This window comes from Pedobacter sp. MC2016-15, from assembly GCF_026239695.1.
GTDB lineage: Bacteria > Bacteroidota > Bacteroidia > Sphingobacteriales > Sphingobacteriaceae > Pedobacter.
Window position 1 is genome coordinate 76,417 of sequence record NZ_JAPIVS010000001.1, and the last position, 19,590, is coordinate 96,006.

Annotated in this window: 15 protein-coding genes; 5 read left to right on the forward strand and 10 right to left on the reverse strand. The window is 45.0% G+C overall.

Annotated features, from left to right (window positions below; all coding sequences use genetic code 11):
- Positions 1-77 precede the first annotated feature (77 nt).
- The gene (locus tag OQY15_RS00370; protein ID WP_265786376.1) at positions 78-1,259 is read left to right on the forward strand and encodes a metallophosphoesterase; all 1,182 of its coding nucleotides are present in this window, start codon (positions 78-80) and stop codon (positions 1,257-1,259) included.
- Between the two features lie 28 nt (positions 1,260-1,287).
- Here OQY15_RS00370 and OQY15_RS00375 read toward each other — a convergent pair whose 3' ends face one another.
- A complete protein-coding gene (locus OQY15_RS00375) occupies positions 1,288-1,617 on the reverse strand; it encodes a hypothetical protein (RefSeq protein WP_265786378.1) in 330 nt (109 codons plus the stop codon).
- A 19-nt stretch (positions 1,618-1,636) separates the two neighbouring features.
- Positions 1,637-5,038, reverse strand: coding sequence for a glycosyltransferase (locus tag OQY15_RS00380; RefSeq protein WP_265786380.1), 3,402 nt, complete (start codon positions 5,036-5,038; stop codon positions 1,637-1,639).
- A gap of 92 nt (positions 5,039-5,130) precedes the next feature.
- Between OQY15_RS00380 and dinB the strand changes: the two genes are divergently transcribed.
- The gene (gene dinB, locus OQY15_RS00385) at positions 5,131-6,249 is read left to right on the forward strand and encodes a DNA polymerase IV (protein WP_265786382.1); all 1,119 of its coding nucleotides are present in this window, start codon (positions 5,131-5,133) and stop codon (positions 6,247-6,249) included.
- 13 nt (positions 6,250-6,262) lie between these two features.
- Here the strand turns inward: dinB and OQY15_RS00390 are convergent, their stop codons facing one another.
- The 3 genes from OQY15_RS00390 to OQY15_RS00400 all read right to left on the reverse strand — a co-directional run bounded on the left by OQY15_RS00390 (position 6,263) and on the right by OQY15_RS00400 (position 10,703).
- Entirely contained in the window at positions 6,263-7,384 is a 1,122-nt protein-coding gene (locus OQY15_RS00390) for an esterase-like activity of phytase family protein (protein ID WP_265786384.1), read from the reverse strand.
- An 87-nt stretch (positions 7,385-7,471) separates the two neighbouring features.
- Positions 7,472-9,319: a cytochrome c peroxidase gene (locus OQY15_RS00395; protein WP_265786386.1), complete on the reverse strand. Its 1,848-nt coding sequence runs from the start codon at positions 9,317-9,319 to the stop codon at positions 7,472-7,474.
- The gene (locus OQY15_RS00400) at positions 9,300-10,703 is read right to left on the reverse strand and encodes a metallophosphoesterase family protein (RefSeq protein WP_265786388.1); all 1,404 of its coding nucleotides are present in this window, start codon (positions 10,701-10,703) and stop codon (positions 9,300-9,302) included. Before OQY15_RS00400 ends, OQY15_RS00395 begins: the two co-directional genes overlap by 20 nt.
- Before the next feature lie 187 nt (positions 10,704-10,890).
- On the opposite strand from OQY15_RS00400, the gene OQY15_RS00405 reads away from it, so the two are divergent.
- Complete coding sequence (locus tag OQY15_RS00405) at positions 10,891-11,097, forward strand: DUF3606 domain-containing protein (protein WP_265786389.1); 207 nt, start codon at positions 10,891-10,893, stop codon at positions 11,095-11,097.
- 51 nt (positions 11,098-11,148) lie between these two features.
- Here OQY15_RS00405 and cls read toward each other — a convergent pair whose 3' ends face one another.
- Positions 11,149-12,606 (reverse strand): cardiolipin synthase, encoded by a 1,458-nt coding sequence (gene cls, locus OQY15_RS00410; RefSeq protein WP_265786391.1) that lies wholly within the window; start codon positions 12,604-12,606, stop codon positions 11,149-11,151.
- 83 nt (positions 12,607-12,689) lie between these two features.
- Here cls and OQY15_RS00415 point away from each other — a divergent pair, with 83 nt between their 5' ends.
- Positions 12,690-13,055 carry a response regulator gene (locus tag OQY15_RS00415; RefSeq protein WP_265786398.1) on the forward strand — a complete coding sequence of 122 codons (366 nt, stop codon included), beginning with the start codon at positions 12,690-12,692 and terminating at the stop codon, positions 13,053-13,055.
- Positions 13,056-13,070: 15 nt separating this feature from the next.
- On the opposite strand, the gene OQY15_RS00420 is transcribed toward OQY15_RS00415, so the two are convergent.
- Positions 13,071-14,255 (reverse strand): aspartate aminotransferase family protein, encoded by a 1,185-nt coding sequence (locus OQY15_RS00420; protein ID WP_265786400.1) that lies wholly within the window; start codon positions 14,253-14,255, stop codon positions 13,071-13,073.
- Positions 14,256-14,281: 26 nt separating this feature from the next.
- Positions 14,282-15,607, reverse strand: a complete 1,326-nt coding sequence (locus OQY15_RS00425) for an NAD(P)/FAD-dependent oxidoreductase (protein WP_265786402.1) — start codon at positions 15,605-15,607, stop codon at positions 14,282-14,284.
- A gap of 125 nt (positions 15,608-15,732) precedes the next feature.
- Between OQY15_RS00425 and OQY15_RS00430 the strand changes: the two genes are divergently transcribed.
- Positions 15,733-16,476: a DeoR/GlpR family DNA-binding transcription regulator gene (locus OQY15_RS00430; protein ID WP_265786404.1), complete on the forward strand. Its 744-nt coding sequence runs from the start codon at positions 15,733-15,735 to the stop codon at positions 16,474-16,476.
- Here the strand turns inward: OQY15_RS00430 and OQY15_RS00435 are convergent.
- Positions 16,473-18,245: a serine hydrolase gene (locus tag OQY15_RS00435; protein ID WP_265786410.1), complete on the reverse strand. Its 1,773-nt coding sequence runs from the start codon at positions 18,243-18,245 to the stop codon at positions 16,473-16,475. The two genes, OQY15_RS00430 and OQY15_RS00435, sit on opposite strands and share 4 nt — an antisense overlap.
- A 10-nt stretch (positions 18,246-18,255) precedes the next feature.
- Positions 18,256-19,578, reverse strand: a complete 1,323-nt coding sequence (locus OQY15_RS00440) for a RagB/SusD family nutrient uptake outer membrane protein (protein WP_265786412.1) — start codon at positions 19,576-19,578, stop codon at positions 18,256-18,258.
- Positions 19,579-19,590: the final 12 nt, after the last annotated feature.

Below are 19,590 nucleotides of genomic sequence, written 5' to 3' on the forward strand. Positions count from 1 at the left end.
CCGGCAGCAGTTGTCAATATTATGTATTAAAAACAAATATTTGTTAATGTAGGTTTTGATGTAACTATCTTCATCCTATGAAACGACTGCTGCCGATAGCAATTATACTTTTTATCATTTTCCTGCTCAATTGTTATGTACTCTCAGGAGTACTGACTCTTAGTTCCAATCCTTATATCACTCCCGTTTTCTGGACGGCTATTGCTGCCATTGCCGGTGCGGTGATGTATGGCTTTAGCAGGCTCGCGACGCATGGGCTGGACTGGTTCATGAAGATTGCCTTCCACATCGCGCTCACGCTGGTTGTAGCGGAAATCCTGATGGCAGCGATGTTGCTGTTGGGAGACACTTATGACCTGATCGCAGGAGTGCCAAGAAATATTTACTGGGTGGAAGCCTGTTTCCTGCTGATGCTGCTCACCATCTTCCTGTTTGTCTATGGGATGATATTTGGAAAATATAATTATAAGGTGATCCGGCATACATTATATTTTGATAACCTTCCTGACAGTTTTGATGGATTTAAGCTGGTACAGATATCTGATGTCCATGCCGGCAGTTTAAATAATCCGAAAGCTATACAAAGGGGTATCAGCCTGATCAATGCACAAAAGGCGGATCTCTTTGTCTTTACGGGCGACCTGGTGAACAATAAAGCTGAAGAGATCAAACCATGGCTCAGTTATTTTTCGCAAATCAAAGCACCTTATGGTCAGTTTTCGGTTTTGGGTAACCATGATTATGGCGACTATATCAAATGGGACACTGCGGGCGACGAGAAGGGCAAAAACCTCGCGCAGTTAAAAACTTATCATCAGGAACTGGGCTTCAGGCTGCTGCTGGATGAACATGTGCATTTAAATAAGAATAACGAACATATTGTACTTGCCGGGGTAGAGAACTGGGGCATCGGCTTTGGCGAACGCGGAGATCTCAGGAAGGCGATGGCCGGCACTACTGCAGATGAGTTCAAGATCCTGTTGTCTCATGATCCTACACACTGGGAGGCGCAGGTAAAGAATTTTGTGCCCAAGATTCAGTTAACCCTTGCAGGACATACACATGGGATGCAGTTTGGACTGGAGGCTTTCGGTATCAAATGGAGTCCGGTGAAATACAGGTATAAACACTGGGCGGGCATAAAAACAGAAAATGACAGCGTCATCAATATCAACCGGGGATTTGGTTTTATTGGCTTCTCTGGAAGGATTGGCATCTGGCCGGAGATTACCGTCATAGAACTGAAGAAGAAGGCGTAATCAATACGCCTTCTTCAAATTATGATAGTTAAACTGCGAAGATTGATAACTTGGCATTTCTTACCGGCTGTCCTTTAATTGCCAGGTATTCTGCGGCTGCATCTCTTACCGTTTTGATCACAAAGGGATCGTTTCCTTTTGCAAACTCATCAAAGGCGATCTTCAGGCGATCGATATGCGTATCGGCATTTACCTTCCATTTTTTATCCTGGTACATGAAGTAAGCGAATATTACTCTTGTATCTCCTTTTAATTTCCCGTCCAGGCGGATATATGAAACGTTCGCTTCTTTCAGGGGCTCAACTGCTTTCGTATAAAATTCTTTAAAATCCGGATAGGTTTCTTTTGTAATGCTCATTTGATATGTGTTATATAATTTAAATTCCTTGTTCTTTTACATTCCCGGTACGCTTGAGCGTTCCCCAGCCTTCCAGTTCTCCTTTTAATGCTTTGCGGATCGACCTGAACAGTACCAGGTACATCAGCTGTCTCCAGTAAAACCGCTGTGGGACAATATAGAGTAGTTTTCTGAACGATTCTTTCTCCATCCGGAATGCGATGCCTGCAAAAAGCAAATCTACGAGGATGAAGATACAATAATAAAAGAAAACCTGTCCGAAACCATTATGGAGACTCAATAAACTACCCAGACCTGCCAGGCTCAGGGAGTTGACAGATGAAAGGGAGAACAGACCTGTGATAATCGACAGCAGCATAAAGAAATCTGCCAATGGCGAAAACAGTGGAAGGATAATCTGATAGATCAGGATATTGGGCATGCCCACCATTCCAAAGTAGCCGTATTTTTTGCTGAACAACGTTTTTCTGTTTTTCCAGAAACTCTGCATCACCCCAAAGCTCCATCTGAAACGTTGTTTCAGCAACATATTTACTGTCTCCGGCGCTTCCGTAAAGGCAATGGCACGGTCGCAGTTTCTTACGGCATAACCTGCCCTGAGGATCCGCATCGTGAGATCGCAGTCTTCCGCAAGCGTATCTGTGGTGAAACCTCCTACCTCAAGGATGACCTTTTTCCTGAAGGCACCAATTGCACCGGGAACAACGGTGATCGTATTGAGCAGGTCGAAGGCCCGGCGATCCATATTCTGGGCCGTAATGTATTCTATGGACTGCCAGTTGGTGATCAGATTGGTTTTGTTCCCAACCTTTACCGTTCCTGCTACTGCCGCAGTTTCTTCGTTATAGAAATAACGCATCAGCTCTGTAATGGCATCGGTTTTTAACTGCGTATCGGCATCAATACAGATCACAAAATCAGCGCTGGCATGGCCAATACCAAAGTTTAAGGCAGAAGCCTTGCCCCCGTTAGGTTTACTGAAAATTTTGATGTTCTCCAGCTGTCCAAAGTGTTCCTGTACCAGCGCCACAGTACGGTCTTTTGAACCGTCATCAACAAAAATAAACTCCGTGTTTTTATAAGTGGTTTTGAGTAAACTCTTCAGGGTCTGCACAACGGTCACTTCTTCATTATATGCCGGTATAATAATGCTGACCTTCATTTCCGGATCTTTCAGCAGGAAGCGCTCCTCCTGTTTGGACGAACTTTTGTGTTTGATGGCCAGGATAGCAATAAATATACTCCTGAGCATGGCCAGGATGATGGCAATGATAAAGATAAAGTTGAGCGCCAGTGTGCCGTAAGAGAAGGCACGAAGGAAAAAATTATCACCAGTATTGATAAAGTCATTACTGTCTACCTGAACGGCTGGCATCAGTTCGTTCCGTTTTTTTCCGATCAGCTGACCAACCGTCGCAAAGCGGTATCCATTGGATTTGAAGTATTTGATGATTCTTGGCAAGGCCTCCACAGTAGCCTGACGGTTTCCGCCAGCATCATGCAGCAGCAGGATATTGCCCAGGTGTTGCTGCTTGACTACGGCATTGAAGATCTGATCAGCAGTAATTCCAGGCTGCCAGTCTTCAGGATCTATGGATTCTCCGATATTGATATAGTTTTCGTTCCTGCTTTGCATTACAGGCAGAATCTCCGCAGAGGTGGTAGGTTCTGCATCGGCATTGTAGGGAGGTCTGAACAGGATCGTACTGTGACCTGTAACAGACTCTATGATTTTCCTGGTGGCATTGAGTTCAAAGTTGACCCGCTCTACTCCCATCTTTGACATGTCCGGATGGAAGAAGGTATGGTTGCCGATCTCATGACCGAGATTATACTCATTCATCAGCAAGCCCATATGTTGTTCTGCCATGATTCCCACGACAAAAAATGTCCCCGGGACTTTTTCTTCCTGCAGGATATCCAGGATCTGTGGCGTATATACCGGATCCGGTCCGTCGTCAAAAGTAAGTACTATCGTTTTCTCCGCATGTCCATAACGTCTGATGCTATATTTTGTAGGCAGCACTACGTAGTCCTGATCTGCAATTTCAAAGCTGCTGGTATCCAGCTTAACCTTGATCTCTCCGGCTTTGGGAGTAGATACGAGATCCAGTATTTCTCCTTCCCCGGAATAATCCACCCTGTCGTTCAGCCCGATGTGTGTAAGCCTTTTCAGGTCGACACCCGTTTTTCTCACTGAATCGATACTCAGGTTTTTGGAAATGAATGTCCATACCCTTGGGTCTTCCGCACCCATTCGCCATAGCGCCACACCCGCAACACCCCAGTCGTCTGCCTTACGGATCAGGTTAAAGTTTGTAGCTGCATCTGTAAAATATACCTGGTGATTTACCGAAGATTCATCTTTATAGGAAAAGTTGAGATTGGCAGAAACAGTGTTATACTTAACTTTTCCTTTGTATCTGTTTGCCGTTGCAATGGCCTGCTGATAGGTGATCGTTGTGCCCACATCCCCATCCGGCCAGTCGTATCCGTAACAGGCAAGCGCGAGGATGACCTTATCAGAAGATATTGTTTTGCAGATTTTATCCAGCTGCTCTTCTACCCATTCCTGATGGGATATATCCCCTGCATTGCTACTCTCGCTGTGCTGGTCGTAGGCCATGACAAAGATATAGTCGTTGTATTTCTCTAGAGCCTTCAGGTTATAATCCTCATTATCAGGAGAGATATCCTGTGAGACAATCAGCTGCGCTGCATGAAGTTTTTCATAGAGGTTTTTCTGAAAAGCTGCCAGTGGTTCATCGGATTTTTCTTTGATCTCCTCAAAATCAATATTGACTCCCTGGAAACTGTAACTTTTTAAGGATCTGATCAGGTTACTGATAAACCTGTTCTGCAGGTCATTATCATGGAGCAGCTTATGGATCGCATCACCGTCGAAGTTGTCGCCACTAAAATTGGAAACCATCGCGATGGCTGTCTTTTTGTTTTTCCGGATCACCTTCAACGCATCTTCATCCACCTGATCGATTAAGGTGTCTGCCCCATTTTTGATAAAGAAAGATTCCGTGACCACCATATCCAGCTGTTTGATATGGTCCTGCAGGTCGGTGAGCGACTGTGGGTCCCAGTTTACATAAAATCCGGCGTTGATCCTGGCTTTGTTGTTGGGATGCCTGGCATGATGCGCCTGCTGGTCCTGTCTGATCTCCAGCAGTTTTTTCTTGGAGATTTTAAAATCCTTGTAGGTGGTAGATTTTCGGATCTGCTCAATTTGTTTAGGGCTGAGCGTCGTTGCCGTATTGATCACCGGTAAAGCCGGATAGTGATTGGAGATCAGTGTATATGCCACACAGGCTGTCGCTACAATGAAAGTAATAATCAGCAGCCTGGTTACCCATTGAAAAGTCACCCAGCGACTTTTCCCGGAAGTTTGAAAAATTTGTTTTTCTGGCATATGTCTCCAAAAACAAGTGAACATCAAAGATAGGTATAGAATTTGATAAAAAAACCGGGTTTAATCAGGAGATTTGCAGATACAATTCCAGCATGACAATAGCAGAAAACCCCACAGCTCCACAACGCAAAATCATTCATATCGATATGGATGCATTTTATGCTGCAGTGGAGCAGCGTGATTTTCCGCAGTACAGGGGAAAGCCTATTGTTGTTGGCGGTTCCCCGGACGGACGTGGTGTGGTGGCTACAGCGAGCTATGAAGCCAGGAAGTTCGGCATACATTCTGCCATGTCGGCACGCCGGGCTATACAGCTTTGTCCGCAGGCCATCTTTGTGCGACCAAGGTTTGATGCCTACAAACATGTTTCGGTGCATATCCGTGAGATCTTCAGCCGTTATACTGATCTCATTGAGCCGCTTTCTCTCGATGAAGCTTATCTGGATGTAACTGAGGATAAACTTCAGATCGGTTCTGCTCTGGAGATTGCCAAACAGATCAAAGATGCCATCAGGGATGAACTGAACCTGACCGCTTCGGCGGGCGTATCGAGCAGTAAGTTTATTGCTAAGATCGCTTCAGACATGAATAAACCTGATGGGCTCACCTTTATCGGCCCCTCCAAGATCGAGCGGTTCATGGAAAAACTGCCTGTGGAGAAGTTCTTCGGTGTTGGAAAAGTTACGGCCGACCGGATGAAAAAGATGGGGCTGCATACCGGGGCCGACCTGAAATTACTTTCTGAGCAGGATCTGGTGATGCGTTTTGGGAAGACCGGCAAGTTTTATTTTAAAATTGTGCGTGGTATTGATGAAAGACCTGTACAGCCACACAGGGAAACGAAGTCGCTCGGCGCCGAAGATACCTTTGAGCAAGACCTCTCCACGCAGGAGGAAATGTTTACTGAACTGGAACAGATCGCCGAAAAGGTAACGTCAAGACTGGAGAAGAACCGCCTGAAAGGTAAGACCATTACGCTGAAGGTGAAGTTCCATGATTTCACCCAGATTACCAGAAACCAGTCTTTCCTGAATCCTATAGGTGACTATTTCTCCATTATTGCGGCAGCAAAAGATCTGCTGATCCGCGCTGATCTGGAAAATAGTAAAGTGAGATTGCTGGGGATTTCTCTCAGTAATTTCGGAAACCTGCCTCCCTCCTCAAAAATTACGGATCCTGACCAGCTGGAGCTTTTTGATCAGGACCTGTAGGGCTGTCTTATATTTAAGGAATAACTTCAAACAGTAAAAACTGATTTTGTTCATGTGCGGCAAAGTTGTCATCCACAGCAAAGATCACTGACTGATGCCCGTTGGCAAGTTTAGGTCCCAGGGTGGCTCCCTCGACGTTATCAATAAAAATTCCGAGGTCATCCATGTTGAGCAGCAGTTTCTTTTCCATTGGATGAGCTGCCGGAGTTTTAATCAAAGAAGGCATATTAATAATATTATCGGCTCCTTTTGTACTGGCCAGAAAAACTTTGATGTTGGTGCCGGGCCCGCCTGAGAAAGATCGTTCGGTCAGCATAAACTGACCAGGGCTGAGCCAGAGTATATCTGAAATGCCGTTGTTGATCTCCTGCCCTTCAGTAGTCGGTGGAAGTGCTACAGGTTCCAGTTCATAAGCATACTGAGCTGTATTCCTCTTCGTCCTGGTATCAAATTGATAGATCCTGGTGAAAGCTTTATTCCTTTGCAGGGCCGGTCTTGGGCCATCCTGAAATAAAGGTTCTTCCATACTGATGTACAGGTTTTTAAAATCATCTGCAAACGTTAGCCCTTCCAGCACACCATTTTGTCTTGGTCCGCTTTCTATCACCTGCATTTTCATATTTTCAGGGATTTTATACTCATCAGCAAAGCTGCCATTTCTGGAGACTACATTGATCGTGGGATCAATCAGAATGGTATCGGTTTCAATAATGATCCGCTCTCCTTCGCTTGTCCAGGTTAACTTCTTCGTGATTCCATTATAACGTATAGCTTCGGGATCAGTGGTTTTGGTCGCATGTCTGGCCAGTGCCGGATAAGTTTTGCCGTCTTTTTGCAACAAGGTATCAATATTTGTAATCTCTACCTGAGAGATTCCCTTTGCGGAAAGCTGAATCCTGGCTGTGTAAAAGCGTGCTGGATTAATGCTGGACCTGTCATCACAAATCAGGTAATAGTTTTTGGTAGAGGGATCATAGTCGATACCTGACAAGCCCCCCACTGTGGTGCCCCTGAACTGCAGCTTATGCGGAACAACGAAGGTATTGATATACCTGAGGCTGCTGATACTTTTTGCCTGCACTTGCTTTATCGCTGGCTTTTTTTGGGCGTATCCACTTTCTGCAAAAATTGTCATTAGCAAAATTGCTACTGACAGCATTGATTTTAAACTAATTTTATTTAACATTTTAAGTAGTATTTTTTGCTTATAAAATTATTCATACTACTTAGCTGATGGTATCACCAAATTCAGTGAATCTGTCAGCGATTCCATAAAGGCTACAATTTGTGTAACTTCCTCTGGCAACAAATGTAAGGGTTTTGCAGAAAGTGTTTGCTGTGGCTGATCAAGATGTAGTCCGGCTCCCCCGCCCTGGTTATAAAATTCAACCACCTTATTCAGATCTTTGAAGACGCCGTTATGCATATAGGGCGCAGTCATCGCCGCATTTCTGACTGTAGGTGTTTTAAACGCAGCCTGATAATATTCAATGGGGAAGAAACCATACCTCCCTGTATCCTTATCGCTGAGCAGATGTTCAAAATCATCATTGGCAGGCGTACCTAAAACTTCATACTCGGTACGTTTGTACAGCGGCGGGATCAGGCCATTAAACAAAGGCGCAAAATGGCAGCTCCCACATTGTGCTTTGCCCATAAACAAATTAAAACCTTTCAGCTGCTGAGCGTTCATCGCGTTTTTGTTGCCCGCCAGGTACTGGTCGAATGCAGAGTTCAGCGGGGCAAGTTCCATGAGATAGGCAGCGAGCGCATCTGCAAGGTGATCCATGTTTACAGGTTCATCTGCTGATTCTGGAAAAGCTTTCAGGAAAGCCACTTTGTACTGGCTGTTTTTTCGAAGGTTTGCGAACACAACCTCGTGATTTCCGTTCATCTCCAGAGGATTGGCAATCACAGTTTTGATTTGTTCCTGCAGGTTTTTTACCCTTCCGTCCCAGAATTGTGCATATTGAAAGCCGGCATATAATAAGCCTGGAGCATTGCGCTGTACAAAATTTTTACCATCAAAGGCCAGACTCGTTTTTAGTCCGTCGCTGAAATATTGATCTGTGCGGTGACAACTGCTGCAATTTCTTTTAAGATTGCCCGAGAGCGCATTTTCGAAAAACAGTTTTTTGCCCAAAGCTCCTTTCAAAGACTGTGTCTTGCTGATGTTCGCAAAGGCCGACGCGGGAATAGCGTCTTTACTGAAAATGTTTTTTGCCGCATAATTCAAATTACTCTTCTGATTGACGGAAAGGTTCAGGTCAGTGATAAATTGACCGAGCTCCTCCTGTAGTGGCAAGGCAAAACCAGTTAAAAACTCTGCCCTGTTGAAAGTATCAAAATCTGGATGCTCTTTGAGATAGGCCAGTGTCTGATTCAGAGTTTTTGAAAGTTGTGTGGAAGCATGCCCCTGTTCCATGTAAGGTTGCAGGACCCGCTGAATGGCGCCGACCGACTGCCATGACTCTTCTATTCCACTTTTGAGCTCCGGGGCATCATAACCAGTGATGCTTAGGGTAATCACCTTAATCAGTTCCAGGCGTACACTTTCCAAAAGCTGCCCGTCGGTGCCTTCAAAGCCATAAAGTAAAGCATCCAGATCCGCCGCAGAAGAAGAAAGCAATCCTGCCTGTTCTATCAATTCTTTTTGATGTAAAAAGGGATAGTCATCAAACAGCATCGCCTCCATGACCTGAAAACCTGAAGGCTCCTGGTATTCCATGTAGGGCTCGTCAACCTCTACCTTTGCGGGCCTGTTATAAATCAGCGATGAACTTTCAAAGAAATAATCCATGAAAAATTCAATGCGCTTGTAGTTAAGCCTGCATTTTTTCAGGGTGCTGCGCGCCTTTAGTACAGCAGCAGTATCTTTTGCTGACAATAGTGAAACGGCCTCTTTTAATTCAATGGCAGAACTGGCGAAGGCAGCATTATTTACCTTGAATGCCTGGATCGCATTTGTGATGCCGATACTGCTCTCCCCTGTCTTTAAACCCAGAACAATACACAGGCATGTTAGCCATAATGCGCTGCAAATAAATATTTTAGTTCGATTTCGAAACATTTTTGTTCAGCTCCTTCATCATCGTGAACTGGTCGCGGATTACTCCGTCTGCGCAGATCCATTTCAGCTCAAGCTTGTTATCCTGAACATCCAGAATACATGAACCACCATGATCAGCATCCGAAAAATACATTGCATTGTGCGGATATGAAGCCTGCTTTCCACCAAGCTTACCGGCAGAGCCACTCAGCACATATACAGTACCCTTATCTTTCTTTATAGTTTTAGTATAGGGTTTGGAATCCTTGCTGCCATCATTTCTGCCTGATGAAGAACTCAGGTTATACTTTTTGGGATCGAACGTCTCCTCCATACCATAATGTCCCATCATCAGCCTGCTGCGTTCATAACCATGGCTATGACCATTCAATACGACATCTACCCCGGCCCGTTCAATGATCCCGATAAAGTTTTCCCTGATCTTAACCAGTTCTTCTTCCTTATCAGAATTGTGTGAGCCCATCGTATACGGAGGATGGTGCCAGAAAGCAATTACCCAGCCTTTATTTTTATTCGCTGCCAGATCTTTTTTGATCCACTGTACCTGCGGACCAATTGTATCATACAGACGGTAAGCGTTTTCTTCTTTGCCGTACGAATCCAGCGACAAAAAGTGGATGTTGCCGATGTCAAATGAATAAAAAGCCTGTGTATGTGAAGGTACACCGCCAGACTCTCCTTCGGTTGGCATAGAGAAATTCTGATAATAAGCAGTTTCATGTGTTTCCTGCGCATGTTTGGCACTCAGGTCCGTATCATGGTAATCATGGTTTCCCGGTGCCGGAAATACAGGGTATTTCTTAAGCAGGTCGTTCTTATAGATATTAAAGAACTTGCTCTGAAACTCCGAGTCTGTACCATCCTGGTAGGCATTATCTCCCAGCAGTATCCATGCATTCAGATCATTGGGTCCCAGATATTTGAGGAGTTCCGCCTTAACATGGCGCTGGTTGATCGAGTTATCCCCACAGTCGCCCAATGCAGCAATACGGTAATGACCAGATTTTCCTGCTTCAGGCAGGGTAGTAAATGTATTATTCTCATCGCCCTGCAGTGTATCTTTTAAGCCACCAATACTATAATAGTATTTGGTAAGCGGCTTTAAGCCACTCAGGTTGATCTTGTGTTCGGTAAGGAGTTTAATATCTTCTGCGGACTGGTCCAGTTTACCGGGACTGGTACCATAACGCACCTTGCTGCGTGCAGAAACATCAGTTCTCCAGCGGATCTGTATTCCTGTACTGCTGGCTACCTGCAGGTATGGTCCACGGATGAGTCTCACTGGTTCGGTAGCAGCACCCGGTTCCTTTTTTGCCTGTGAAAAAACTGTTTGTGTGAGCAGCAGCGCAGCCGTGAAGAGCAAGGGTAATTTTTTTTGTATCATCACCCCAAATCTAATATTTATGATGTAAATACTATGTTAATTTTGTGTTGTTTGGACCCCTAACATCATTTTTTATTTTAACATAAAAATAATATATTAGGAATGGTATATCGGAAAACTATCCGGTACATTTAGGCATAAGTATTGTTATAAGATATTCACTAAAACCATTTAATTTTTATTGATTATGCTCAGAAACACCTATTACGAGAGAGATGAAATGAGATTGACAGACAAAAGATGGATCAATTTACAGGAATACTATGATGTAGAATATTGGTCCAAAAAGTTTGGTGTTACCCCGGAGCTGCTGCAACTGGCAGTCAAAAATTCAGGATCTACTTCAGCAGATGAAGTGGAGCAATATCTCAAAAATAAGTACCAATTTAAATAATGTTTTGGTTATCAGCAGTGTTGTATCTTCAATGCTGCTGATATTTCATCTTTAAAGCAAAGGTGATAAAAGCCTTGCTAATTTCTCGGGCAGCTGTTTGTATAAAGGCCTCTTTTCCCAGTCGGCCGCATCAATCTTTTTCGACTCTTTCAAATCCTGGTAAAATATCCTCGTCATTTCTTCGGCCGTGGCATTGTCATAGATCACTGCATTTACTTCAAAGTTCAGTTCAAAGCTACGGTTATCCATATTAGCGGTGCCAATCACCGACAGTTGCTGGTCTGAAACCATCGTCTTGGAATGTATAAAACCCTTTTCATATTGATAGATCTCCACTCCTGCACTTAATAATTCCGAGTAATAGGAACGTCCGGCGGCGGCTACCATTCTGGAATCAGACCGGTCGGGCATCAGAAGGACTACTTTCACACCACTCAATGCTGCCACAACCAATGCATCCAGCAGGCTTTCACCGGGAATAAAATATGGCGTGGTAATCAGTATTTCCTCTTCGGCCATTCCTATCGCCTGAATCAGGGAGAACAGAATCGTGGGGTTGTCAGAATCCGGTCCGCTTGCCGCAATCTGGACAACGGCATCCCCGGCGTAGTCTTTCAATTCATGAAAAAAGTGTGTTTGCGGCGCAAGAGGCTGATCTGCACAAAAGTTCCAGTCGCATATAAACAGGTACTGCAGATAAAAAGCACCAGTGCCGGTGATTTTTACATGCGTATCTCTCCAGAATATCTGCTTATCATCACCTCTGTTGATATACCTGTCGCTGACATTGATTCCTCCGGTAAAGCCGATACAGCCATCAATGACAATGATCTTGCGGTGATTTCTGTAATTGAGTCTGTTGGCCAGCGCGATAAAGTGCACCCTGTAAAAAGGATGTGCCTCTACTCCTGCGGCAATCAGTTCCGGGATTACCTTTTTTCTGATACTGCGGCTGCCAAAGTCGTCATAAATCAGGCGTACTTTAACACCTGCCCTGGCTTTCTCCATGAGTACATCCTTAATGGCATTGCCGATTTCGTCATCTTCAAAAATATAGTATTCGATATGGATGTGCGATCTCGCCTGTTGCATCGCGCGCAGTACTTCAGGAAATTTCTGCTCTCCGTTCAGCAGCAGTTCAACTTTATTGTTGCCGGTAAGAAAGCTCATGCCATCGTTGAGCAGCAGCTGTGCAAGCTTCTGATATTTAAGTATTTCATCAGGGACAGAATCCCAGATTTTCTTTGATTCGAGGTAGATTTGTTCACGTACCCTCAGCTGCATCTGCTCATCTTTGATGATCTTTTTACTGTACAGTTTACGCTTGCGGTAGTTGGTGCCAACACTAAAGTAGATGATAATGCCCAGTACAGGCAGGAACACTGTAAGTAATAAATAGGCTAGTGTTTTGGTAGTAGAGCGGGTATCATAGATAATGCGCAGGCAGGTCAGGACAATTGCAATCGTATAAACAATTTCTAAGATAAGTATCCAGCGGATTTCCTGCATTTAAATAGCTGATGTTTCAGCGGCTAAATATAGGTATTGGCACAGTATTAGTATAAAAATCTGCAAATAAAAAAGCAAATAGAATGAACAAGAAAATTGTAATTTTTGATGATGATCAGGAGATTTTAACAGCACTTGAATCTGTACTTGATTTTGTAGACTGGGATCTAATGACGTTTTCAAGCGGTAAGGACGCGATCAGCGTAATCAGCAGAGAAAAACCAGACCTGATATTAATGGATGTGATCCTTGACGGTGTTGACGGCAGGGAGATCTGCAGGACCATTAAAGAGAACAGTGATCTTAAACATATACCCATCATCCTGATTTCCGGTCAGCAAGATGCAGAAAATGCACAGCATCAGGATTTTGGGCCAAATGACTTCTTGCCAAAACCATTCAACATCGGAGATTTAATTGATAAAGTATATTTTCAGCTGGCTTCATAAGCCGCTGATCATGATTTATAACGAATCCAATGCTTTCAGGATGACAGCACAGGCTATTTTGATTTCTTCTTCTGAGATGATCAATGGCGGCGCTATTCGTAATGCAGTCTCGCAATGCAGGAACCAATCTATCACTATTCCCTCAGCCGCACACAGCTTACTTACGCGTTCTACCTGTTCAAAAGTATCCAGTTGAATACACATCATCAGCCCTATCCCCCTCACTTCCCTGATCAGCGGATGCACCAGTAATGATTTGAAGAGGGCTCCCTTGGCGGCGACGTCTTTAACCAAATCTTCCTCAAGAATAACATTCAGACTCGCCAGGCCAGAGACGCTGGATACGGGATGACCGCCAAACGTAGTGATATGCCCGAGTATAGGATTTTCTTTTAATACCCCCATCACCTCTCTGTTGGCAATGAAAGCACCAATTGGCATACCCCCACCCAAAGCTTTGGCCAGCAGGAGTATATCAGGAACGATGTGGTAATGCTCAAAGGCAAACAACTTGCCCGTACGGCCAAATGCAGCCTGTATTTCATCGAGGATCAGCAATGTACCTGTGGCGGTACATTTAGCCCTGAGTTTGGTCATGTATTCCAAAGACGCGATCCTGATACCTGCCTCCCCTTGTACGGTTTCCATAATGACACAGGCAGTATCAGTAGTAATCAGTTCCAGATCTTCTTCCTTTCCGAAAGTAATAAAACTCACATCTGGTAGCAGCGGGCGGTATTTTTGTTTAAAATCTTCATTACCCATCACACTCAAGGCACCATGGGTACTGCCATGGTAGGCATGACGACAAGAGATAATTCCCGATCTGCCGGTATATCGTTTTGCAAGTTTCAGTGCACCTTCAGTAGCTTCAGCACCGGAATTGACAAAATATACGTTGTTGAGCTGTTCTGGGAGAACACTGATCAGTTTCTGTGCAAATAAAACCATGGGCGACTGCACAAACTCGCCGTAGACAGTAAGATGCAGATACTTTTCCAATTGTGCAGTAATCGCCTCAATTACCTTTGGATGTCTGTGGCCGATATTGCTAACGGCAAAACCAGATACCAGATCCATATAACTTTTCCCGCTGCGGTCGTACAGGTATAATCCTTCGGCGCGCTCCACTTCCAGCATATTCGGACTAGTTGAAGTTTGGGCATTGTTAAGCAGAAAAAGTTCTTTATGGCTGATCATTGTCGTTGATTTGGCCACAAAACTATCTATAATTTATGTAAATCCTGTGGAGATGTGTTCAATTCTTCAAGCGGTTCTGCATCAGTACTTGGCAGATCAACCGGTCTGATGATCATCCTGAGACTCTGGTCTCTTGAAAAATAGGCCACTGTCCAGTGATAAAAAGTATTGATCCTGTTCCGGTACGAAATAAGTGATAACAGATGTATAAACAGCCATGCACACCAGGCAATAAAGCCTTTGAGGTGAATCTTTGGTTTAGGTAAATCTACTACAGCCTGGTTTCTGCCGATGATCGCCATACTTCCCCTGTCACTATAGACAAAGCCTCGCTGGTCTTTCTTTTCCGCGAGTCTTTTGAAGTTAGCTGCCAGGTTTTTACCCTGCTGTATCGCTACCTGTGCCACCTGCGGATGCCCTTCGGGATAGGCCGGATCGCCCGTTAAATAACATGTATCTCCAATTGCGTAAATATCTGTAAGTCCTTCGATTTGGTGATAAGCATTCACCATCAGCCTTTTCCCGCGTCCGTAGCTGGTAATAGGTATGCCCTCAAACTGCATGGCACTCACCCCGGCAGCCCAGATCAGGTTTTTTGTAGGTATTTTTGTACCATCCGAAAATATCACCTCGTCATCTACAAAATCGCTCACGTGACTGTTCAGGATAACTTTTACACCCAGGGCAGTCAGCTGTTCCAGCGTATGCTGCTGTGATTTTTTGCTCATGGGCTTCAGTAAAGCGGCCCCTCCATCAACGAGATAAATCTCTGCACCGGTATTTTTGAGTTCAGGGTAGTCTTTGTGCATGATACGGTAGCGCATCTCGGCAAACATCCCGGAGATCTCCACTCCTGTTGGTCCACCACCTGCGATCACAATATTGAGTGTTTTTCTCACTTCATCCGGATCTTTAGAGATTGTGGCTTCTTCGAAATGTGTGAGCAGACGGTTGCGCATCTGTATGGCGTCACTCAGCGTCTTCATTGGAATGGCATGTTTCTTCACGTTTTCCATTCCGAAATAATTGGTTTCAGCGCCTGTGGCAAACACCAGCATGTCATAGTCCAGATCACCATTGCTCAGCACTACCTGTTTGGATTCCGGTACTACCTTTACCAATTCGCCCAGCCTGAAATGAAGGTTGTCCTTGCTCCTGAAAAGTTTGCGTATGGGATAACTGATGCTGGAGGGCTCAAGGTAAGCCGTTGCCACCTGGTAGATCAGCGGCGGGAAGAAATTGTAATTATTTTTATCTACAAGAGTTACCTGGTAATAGGTGTTTTTTCCGAGTTCAAGGGCAAGGTTGATTCCGGCAAAACCACCGCCAATGATCACTATTCTTTTTTGCATAATTCAAGATTTATTCGCAACTTCTAATCGGATCTGATCGTTCTATTAAGGACAGTTAAAAGTAAAGATTGTTTTAAAACGTCAGGGTAAAAATATCCATCTTTGACACTATAATTAATATCTGAATGTTAAAAGACGAACGACAAGCCTACATTATCAAGCAAATCAACATTCATAATAAGGTGCTCTCGGCTGATCTGAGCAGTCAGCTGGATGTTTCTGAAGATACGATCAGGCGTGATCTCAATGAAATGGCCGAGGCGGGTAAGATACTCAAGGTATATGGAGGTGCCATTTCCAAGTCCTTTCATTATCCCTTTCAGCAAAATGACGTGTATGCCCGTGATGCGAAAAAAGAGATTGCCAGAAAGGCCCTGAAACTGATTCAGAACGGGATGGTCATTTTAACGGGTGGCGGTACCACCATGATTGAGATGGCCAGAATGGTTCCGGAAAACCTGAGCTGTACGCTGTTTACTGTCAGCCCCCTGCTGGCGCTGGAGCTTACGGAACATTCGAACCTGGATGTGCATCTGATCGGCGGACAACTTGCCAAGAACTCACAGATCTGTGTAGGTGCGCAGGTCATCAATCAGCTGTCAGATATCAAAGCTGATCTTTGCTTTATGGGAACCAACGGGCTTTCCCTGCAGGATGGCATCACAGACTCCGACTGGGAAGTGATCCAGATTAAAAAGGCAATGATCAATTGTGCCGAAAAAACAGCAGTCATGAGCATTGCCGAAAAAATCAATTCTATACATAAAATGAAGGTCTGTAATCTCAATGCGATCAATTACGTGATCACAGATCTGGAACCCAAACATCCGCAGTTGAGCGCCTATGCCAAGGCCGTGACCCTGATCTAAGGATTTCCTTTTTTAATGGCCCTGTAAATGATGTCCTGTATCCTGCTCCTGATATTCAGTGTAAGCAGGGCATTTCTTTTGGCATCAGGGTATACCCGGTTGGATAAAAAGATATATACCAGGTTACATGTTGGGTCCACCCAGACGCAGGTTCCGGTGTATCCGGTATGGCCAAAAACCTTTGATGAAGCCAGGAACGAAGGATAGCCCTTACTGCGATCAGGATCTGTGCGGTCGAATCCATAACCCCTGCGGCTCACCTTCGACTGTCCCGAGGTAAATTCAGCGACAGTTTCGGGTTTAAAATACTGCTGCCCGCCATAGCTTCCTCCGTTCAGTAACATCTGGTATAAGATCGCCATATCATTGGCAGAGCCAAAGAATCCCGCATGGCCACTTACACCGCCAGCCATTGCTGCTCCGGGATCGTCTACAAAACCCTGTACCAGCATGTCTCTGAACCAGCTGTCATTTTCTGTGGTTGGTACAATTCTGTCTTTTGGAAAATGATCCCGCGGAAGAAAACCTGCAGTCTGCATACCCAGAGGTTTGTAGAAATTCTGATCCGTATACACATTCAATGGTGACGCGGATACCTTCTCCACAATCTCTTTCATGTAATACATGCTCAGGTCACTGTAGATAAATTTACCTCTCGTCAGCGCCTTATCTGCCAGCATCTGTGGCCACATCACATCCCTGTAATAGTTGGCACGGATAAAATAGTTGTCTGCCACTTCAGTTGGGTACTGATCAGATTTTACCGTGCTCATATCGCCGGGTTTCAGCTGCGTATAAAATGTGATAAAAGGTGTGAATCCTGCCTGGTGCAGCATCACCTCTTTCACCATGATCTCCTTTTTATCCGGCATATTCCTGGTTCTGGCAATGTATTTACTGATGGCACTGTCCAGTCCCAGTTTTCCCTCTTCCACGAGCCTCATCACCTCAAGCGTGGTGGCGGAAGTTTTGGTAAGCGAAGCCATATCAAAGATATCACTTGTCAGCGTTTTACGGTTGCCAGTGTAAGTGTGTTTGCCAAATGCCTGATCGTAAATGACCTTTCCATCCTTGAGCACCATCACTACACCTCCTGGTGCGGCAGTTGCAGCAATCGCCTCTTTCATCACCAGGGCGATGCTATCCAGGTTTGCGCGGTTAATGCCTGCATCTTCCGGAACGGTATATTTTAAGCGAATGGGTGTTTTATCGAGACTGATCCCTCCAAAAATCAATTGTGCAAGTACCGAGGCGCTTACCGGAGTAGTTTCCTTACACCATAATACCGGGGACTTCAATCCTTTAAAAAAAGCTTTCCTGTCTGTTTTTCCGGAGACTGCAATGATCACGGTTTTTGCAGATTCCATCTCCTGCAGGAAACGGTATAACTTTTCGTCGTACACGCTGGCATCCGACAATTGGAAGATTACCGTGTTGTACAGCTTGAGGTCGTCATTCAAATGCTGTAAACCATTGAGATCCGAAGCAGGATAAGTCCCCACTGAGTCTACTTTCATATACCTGTTCAGCATTGCGTTAAAAACGCTTGAATTGGCAGAACCAAAGTTAATACTCGCAGCCGTCAGTCCTTCCATAGCCAGGATGGGTATACCGCCTTTGCTGTTATTATTAATTTCCGTATTCTTTATGGCCTCGCGCTCGTTCTGCAGCTTAATCAGGTTACCCTGATGGCTGTCTTGTGCCATCAGGGTTACTGTACTGCCGGATAATGTCAGTAAAATTAAGCAGGCTATTTTTTTATAAATCATAGTTTGTATGTTAAATGGCCGGGTCTGCCGGGGTATTCGGGTTGTTCAGTCTTTCCTGATCGGGATAAGGATAGAAGTTTCTGTTGCGTTCTGTAAAATTCGTCACTGAGAACGGACGGCCAAAACGGCGCGAATCTTCCCATCGTTGTCCGGTAAGGAAAAGCTCTGCACAGCGCTGGCGGTATACCTCTGTGAGCAGTTCTGCCTGTGTGATTGCGCCTGAATAGGCTGGTAATCCGGCATTAACGCCAAAAGCATCACCTGAGGTCTGCGTTCTAACCAGATTGATTTGCGTCAGGGCGTCTGTCAGAGCGCCCCCGCCCCTGAGGATCGCTTCTGCCTTGATCAGCTTTACATCATCCGGCAGAAATACCGGGACAGGAGCCGTTTGAGTGAGCCCGAATCCGGTGAGTGTCCTTGTGGTAGTGGTTACCCCGTTTACCACCGTGGTTGTAGTTGCCACATAGAAATTGAGGCGCTGGTCATTCGCTTCAAACAATCCTGCCGGAAGCCCGAACCCTGCCCTTGGCGTATAATACCTGAGGATATTGATATTGTTCCAGATAGGATTTACACTCTGTGCATTGTACTGATAAGAGCTGGCTTTGGTCTGATCCACCAGGTTTGCACTTACCAGGGCAGCGGAATAATTTCCGGCCATGAGGTTATACCTGGCGCTGTAGTAATATAAAACGCTTTTCAGGTCAAAGGATGTACCGGCAACCAGCGTCGTAAACTCAGCTGTTGTGGGCGTGGTATTGAGTCTTGCGATAGCGTCATCCAGTAAACGTACGGCTTCTGCAAGCACTTGTGCCCTGGGTATAAAGGTCACCTTATCAGTTTTACTGGTATTGATATTTGCCTGTTCAAAAGAAGAAGCCAGCGTACCCAGTGATATGGCTTTAAACAATTCTGCATTGGCGATGATTCCCGATAGCAGTCCGCCTGTTAGTGTGGTCACCTTTGGTGCATTGTCGATCACATTCTGACTCATCGTCATGAGTCGCTGCATATTAGACCATAGAGTCAGGATATTGCCATTGACGGTAGGCAGTGCTGTTCCGCCGGCTTCCAGCTCGAGCACGTTGGTAAATGTTGCTACCCCCTGTACTTCCCTGGTGGTTACTGCGGGATAAAAATATGCTGCATTAATACCGCTGGTCGACTGAAATTGTCTGAGTCCGACACTGAGGCCAATGATCCCCTCGCGGGTACTGAGCACATCCCCTTCTTCGGGCGCATTCAGGTTCACCGTCTCCATTTTACAGCTTCCTGCAAATAGCAGCAGTGCTGACAACAGGGTGATTTTTATAGGATTATATATCTTGTTCATGATGTTTGGATT